Origin of the sequence: Ectopseudomonas oleovorans (genome assembly GCF_029845265.1) — a bacterium.
Taxonomy (GTDB): Bacteria; Pseudomonadota; Gammaproteobacteria; order Pseudomonadales; family Pseudomonadaceae; genus Aquipseudomonas; species Aquipseudomonas oleovorans.
This window is the reverse complement of record NZ_JAOCLK010000086.1, coordinates 1-4,961: the sequence shown is the minus strand read 5'-3', so window position 1 is coordinate 4,961 and position 4,961 is coordinate 1. Positions and strand designations below refer to the sequence as shown.

Here is a 4,961-nt window from a genome sequence, read left to right as displayed (position 1 = left end):
ATATACCCCGGATGCACTCCGGGAGAGCTCACACGCAATCCTCGAACAATGACAATCGATGCGCGAAGCGCCCAATAGAAAGGAAAGCTGCCATGACCCAAACCGCCTTTATCGGCCTCGGCCACATGGGCCTGCCCATGGCCCGTAACCTGCTCAGGGCGGGCTATCCGCTGACAGTCTTCGACCTGGTGCGCAGCGCCGTCGACACGCTGGCTGGCGAAGGTGCCGTGGCGGCCGATAGCGCAACCGACGCCATCGATCAGGCACAGGTAGTGATCAGCATGTTGCCGGCCAGCCGTCATGTGGAAGGCTTGTACCTGGGCGATGAGGGCCTGCTTGCGCGGCTGCCCGCTGGCACGCTGGTGATCGAGTGCTCGACCATCGCCCCGGAGTCCGCGCGCAAGGTGCACGCCGCCGCCCGCGAGCGCGGTATCGCTCTGCTCGATGCACCAGTATCCGGCGGCACGGCTGGCGCTGCTGCCGGCACCCTGACCTTCATGGTCGGCGGCGAAGCCCAAGCACTGGAGAAAGCCCGGCCGATCCTCGCCGCCATGGGCAAGAACATCTTCCACGCCGGGCCGGACGGCGCCGGCCAGGTGGCCAAGGTGTGCAACAACCAGGTGCTCGCCGTGCAGATGATCGCCACTGCCGAAGCCATGGCCATGGGCGTGGCCAACGGCCTGGAGCCGGCGGTACTGGCCGAGATCATGCGGCAGAGCTCGGGTGGCAACTGGACGCTGGAGAAATACAACCCCTGGCCCGGGGTGATGGAGAACGCCCCGGCCTCCAAGGGCTACAGCGGCGGTTTCATGGCCGAGCTGATGGCCAAGGACCTCGGCCTGGCCCAGGAAACCGCCAGCCACAGTGGCAACAGCACACCGATGGGTGCCTTGGCACTACAGCTCTACCGCCTGCTGCTCAAACAGGGCAAGGGCAAGCAGGACTTCTCGGTGGTGCAGCAATTATTCGTGGAATAGAGTCCTGTAGGAGCCAGCTTGCTGGCGGTGTCTCGAACGGATCGCCGGCAAGCCGGCTCCTACAGGAATTGCCACACCCCAGCTGCTCGGCCTCACAGTTCAACGCAAGCGTTGTAGATGGAGCATGCCGAACAGCAGTACCTGCAGGCGTTGCCACCATTGCGCGGGCAACCCCTGCAGACGCGCGCGAAACAGCAACAGCTCACCGACGTGCGCCAGCAATAGCAGCAGCGCAGCCCAGTTGACCCAACCGCCAAGCGGGGTGGCGAAGGGGTAGAGCAGATTGAGCAGCGCCACCAGCCAGAACATGGCCAGGGCGCCTTTGGCGAAAGACAGCAGGTTCATCGTGAGCCTCCGAATGGACGAACCTGAAGTGTGACCGGGCGGTTGGCAGGAGACCGCCCTTCTTTCGATGGGAACGCCCTGTAGGAGCCGCGCCCCGCGGCGAATGGCAAACACAACGCCGATCTTGCCGCTTCGAACCGAGGGCTAACGCAGGGTCAGGCCGAAGGCTTCGTCGCTGAAGTCGAAGCAATTGAGGAAGCGACGGATCTCCAGCAGGTTGCCGTCGACCTTCACGTCGCCGAGCAGCGCGCCCTTGACCAGGCCACCCTCACCAGTCAACAGGGTTTCCATGAAGCGCTTGTCCATGCTCAGGCGCAACGCGGTGCCTTCGGGAATGCCCCTGTGCAGCTGCGCGACACCGCGCCGAACCTCCAGCGCCCATTGCTCGTCCACGTCGGGGAAGCTGAAGCCCAGGGTCAACTCGACATCGCCGGCCTTCTCCGGATCAATGCGACTCACCCAGTTCTGCAGGAAACTCTGCGGGGTGAAGCTGCGCACCATGTCCGGTGAGAGAAAGACCTTGCGCATCTCCACCGAGCGCTGGCGAATGACGTCGCCGTCGAGCTTGCCCTCCAGTTCCATGGCGCTCATCAGGTACCAGTTGCGCCAGTTGATGTTCATGCTGGCATAGCCCAATTTGCGGAAGCTGCGCGCCTTGATCTCGCGCGCCAGCATGTCTTCGTGGTCGACGCGAATGGCATAGCCGGACAATTCGGCAGCCCACTGGTAGTCGCCCTTGAGGTAGGCATTGCCGGCTTCCAGCAGCAGTTTTTCACGGCCGCCGGAGAGGGCGATCAGGCGCTCGGCCTGCTGCAGTGGCGGCGTCGGATCAAGGTCCACCGGGTCACCCTGGAACCAGCCCAGGTAACCGTTGTAGATCTGCCGCACGCTGTGCTTCACCGTGCCGTAGTACTCGCGCAGGTAGGGCGTGTAGCCGGCCAGATGCGGCGGCAGTTTGACCTTCTCCACCAACTCATCGGGCGTCAGTCCCTTGTTCATCCAACGCACGGTCTGGTCGTGAATGTAGGCGATGCCATCGCGGGTCATGCGCAGCACTTCCTCGACCTTGTCCTGGCCGCTGACGGGCCGACCATGCAGCGGCACCATATGCTCGGCCTGGTAGGCGCGCAGCTTGTCCAGGCTCTCGACCCACTGCACCGGATCGCGGAACTTGGTGCCGCGCAGCGTGTGGATGTTCGGCAGTGTCGGGCCCTGATCAACCTCGGCGCTGATCAGCACACGGTTGGCCGGCAGATACAGAGTGATCTCGTCCGGCGCCTCGCTCGGCACGTGTAAAAACTGCACATCGAGGCCGGCGATAGTGGTGTCCAGGCGCTCGTCAAAGGTCACGGTTGGCGCGATGAAGGACGACGGCTCGGGCCTGACCAACGGGCCGATGCCACCGTTCATACCCTCCTGATCGCTGGCCGGCAGGAAGGAACCGAAGCTGTACGCCGAACGCACGCCGAGAATCGGTCCGACCAGCGCGCCCTGCGCCACCACATTCTGCAACAGGGTCTCATGGGCGAAGATCTGCACCTCGCCGCGCTCCACCTGCTCGCGGCTGACGAACGCCTGCACACCGTTGATGTGATCCGGATGAAAGTGGGTGTAGACCACCGCCTTGACCGGCTTGTCGGTGAGCTTGCGGAACTCGGCCATGATCTTGCGCGACTCGCTGACCGACTCGCCGGTGTCGACGATGATCAATCCCTGCGGCGCCTCGATCATCACCACGTTGCCCAATTGCCAGCCGACCGCCGAATAGACGTTGTCGGCGACGCGGTAGAGCTGCTGGGCGAACACCTTGGTGTGGGCAGCCAGTTCGGCGTTGATACTGGCCTCGATACGCTCGGCTGGCAGCTCGGCATAGGCGCTCAATGGCAGGGCGGCGGCCAGCAACAGGCCGCTGAAGCGAGAGAATGGGCTCATGGTGTTGGAAGGTCTTGTTGTTGGAGTACTGGCAGGTTGGCAAAGGCCGACCGATAATTCCAATGCATTCGAATAGAAAAACTAATGCAGGAAGCGCATGAACGACCTACGCCAGCTCCGCCACTTCGTCGCCCTCGCCGAACATCAACATTTCGCCCGCGCGGCAGCGGCCGTGCACCTCAGCCAGCCGGCGCTTAGCCGCAGCATCCAGGCACTGGAAAGCCAGCTCGGCTGCACCCTGGTGGACCGCCACAGCCGTGGCGTCAACCTCACCGCCCATGGCCGCCTGGTGCTGGAGCACGCACGCCGCCTGCTTGCCGGTAGCCTGGCGCTGAGCAATGCGGTCAATCAGCTGGGCAATCTGGAGGCCGGCGAACTGCGCCTAGGCGCCGGCCCCTACCCGGCCGCGCGCCTGATACCGCAGGCGCTCGGGCAGTTGTTGCAGCGTTATCCGCGGGTGCAGGTGAAACTGGACATCGCCAACTGGCTGGAACTGCGCGACAGCCTGCTGGACTCGGCCATCGAGCTGTTCGTCGCCGATATCCGCGAATTGCAGGACGACACTCAGTTGCACATCGAACCACTGCGCGTGCACGAGGGCGTGCTGTTCTGCCGCCCGGCTCATCCGCTGCTGCAGCGGCGCAACCTGCAGCTGCGTGACCTGCTCGACTTTCCCCTCGCCGGCACACAGCTGCCACAGGTGGTCGAGCGCAGCCTGGGTCAGGCCAGCGGGCGAGCGCAACCGTTGAGCGTGCAATGCGACAATTTCCTGGTGCTCAAGCGCCTGGTGGCCGACAGCGATGTGCTGAGCATGGCGCCCTGGGACGTGATCGCCGACGAACTTCACAGCGGTCAGCTTGCTCTGCTACCACTGTTGCCCCAGGGCCTGCATCAGCATTCGGCCTATGGCCTGGTCAGCCGCGCAGGCCACAGCCTGTCGCCAGCGGCGCAGGCCATGGTTACAGCGATTCGCCTGGTGGATGAACAGACGCCGCGCGCCGGGCACGCGGCGGATTGAGAGAGGCTTACCAGCGCCGCTCGCCGCTACGACGATGTTCGTTATTGCTGCGCCCGTTGGAGAAACGATGCTGCGTGTTGCGGCCTGCCTCCCAGCCGCGCTGAATCTGCCCGCCGCGATGCTCCTGACGACGCTGGTCGCGGCGATAGTCATGTCGCGGCTGCTGGTGCTTGTAGCTGTCGCGATAACGGCGATCGTAACCGTAGTGATGACGCGGCGGCGGCGCCGGTACGTAGCGCGGAGGAGCCGGGTAGTAATTATGCCGACGCTCCTCGTAGTAGTAGCGTGGCGGCGGGTAGTAATCGCGCCGGTAACCGTCGTGGTAACGGTAGCCATGGCCGTTGTGATAACCACGGTCGTAGCCATCGCCATAAACGGCGCAACCGGAAAGCATCAAGAGCAAGGCGGAAAACAGCATCTTGTAGGGCATGGCGGCCTCCTGTGACCGCTGGGACGACGCCGACCGATGTCGGCCTCCGGGATGGTGATCCCTGAGGCATCAGACAGCGCCGCCCGCAACAGGTGCGATTCATTTCGTCGGCTGTGACCGACGGCGCAAAACCACAAGCGCACAGGACAATCGGCCTGTCGCTGGCATGGCATTCGCTTGCTCAGCGCCGCGGAAAGCCGATCCATGCACAGGATCGTCAGTGGTAGCGAATCGTAATGGCCGACTAGGGTCTGTTGCT

At 63.9% G+C, this 4,961-nt stretch carries 5 protein-coding genes; 2 read left to right on the top strand and 3 right to left on the bottom strand.

Annotated features, from left to right (window positions below):
* The first annotated feature begins 92 nt into the window (after positions 1-92).
* A complete protein-coding gene (mmsB, locus tag N5J71_RS22005) occupies positions 93-977 on the top strand; it encodes a 3-hydroxyisobutyrate dehydrogenase (protein WP_279917650.1) in 885 nt (294 codons plus the stop codon).
* Positions 978-1,076: 99 nt separating this feature from the next.
* On the opposite strand, the gene N5J71_RS22000 is transcribed toward mmsB, so the two are convergent.
* Together N5J71_RS22000 and N5J71_RS21995 are read right to left on the bottom strand one after the other, a co-directional pair.
* On the bottom strand, positions 1,077-1,322 hold the full coding sequence (locus N5J71_RS22000) for a DUF1145 domain-containing protein (protein ID WP_125874925.1): 246 nt from the start codon (positions 1,320-1,322) through the stop codon (positions 1,077-1,079).
* Positions 1,323-1,466: 144 nt separating this feature from the next.
* Positions 1,467-3,254 carry an alkyl/aryl-sulfatase gene (locus N5J71_RS21995; RefSeq protein WP_279534577.1) on the bottom strand — a complete coding sequence of 596 codons (1,788 nt, stop codon included), beginning with the start codon at positions 3,252-3,254 and terminating at the stop codon, positions 1,467-1,469.
* A gap of 97 nt (positions 3,255-3,351) precedes the next feature.
* On the opposite strand from N5J71_RS21995, the gene N5J71_RS21990 reads away from it, so the two are divergent.
* Complete coding sequence (locus N5J71_RS21990) at positions 3,352-4,272, top strand: LysR family transcriptional regulator (RefSeq protein WP_279917649.1); 921 nt, start codon at positions 3,352-3,354, stop codon at positions 4,270-4,272.
* A 7-nt stretch (positions 4,273-4,279) separates the two neighbouring features.
* On the opposite strand, the gene N5J71_RS21985 is transcribed toward N5J71_RS21990, so the two are convergent.
* On the bottom strand, positions 4,280-4,702 hold the full coding sequence (locus N5J71_RS21985) for a hypothetical protein (protein WP_279917648.1): 423 nt from the start codon (positions 4,700-4,702) through the stop codon (positions 4,280-4,282).
* Positions 4,703-4,961: the final 259 nt, after the last annotated feature.

Excerpts from the sequence above, each read along its gene's own strand:
- mmsB (WP_279917650.1), top strand. The coding sequence starts at position 93 with ATGACCCAAACCGCCTTTATCGGCCTCGGCCACATGGGCCTGCCCATG.
- N5J71_RS22000 (WP_125874925.1), bottom strand. The coding sequence starts at position 1,322 with ATGAACCTGCTGTCTTTCGCCAAAGGCGCCCTGGCCATGTTCTGGCTG.
- N5J71_RS21995 (WP_279534577.1), bottom strand. The coding sequence starts at position 3,254 with ATGAGCCCATTCTCTCGCTTCAGCGGCCTGTTGCTGGCCGCCGCCCTG.
- N5J71_RS21990 (WP_279917649.1), top strand. The coding sequence starts at position 3,352 with ATGAACGACCTACGCCAGCTCCGCCACTTCGTCGCCCTCGCCGAACAT.
- N5J71_RS21985 (WP_279917648.1), bottom strand. The coding sequence starts at position 4,702 with ATGCCCTACAAGATGCTGTTTTCCGCCTTGCTCTTGATGCTTTCCGGT.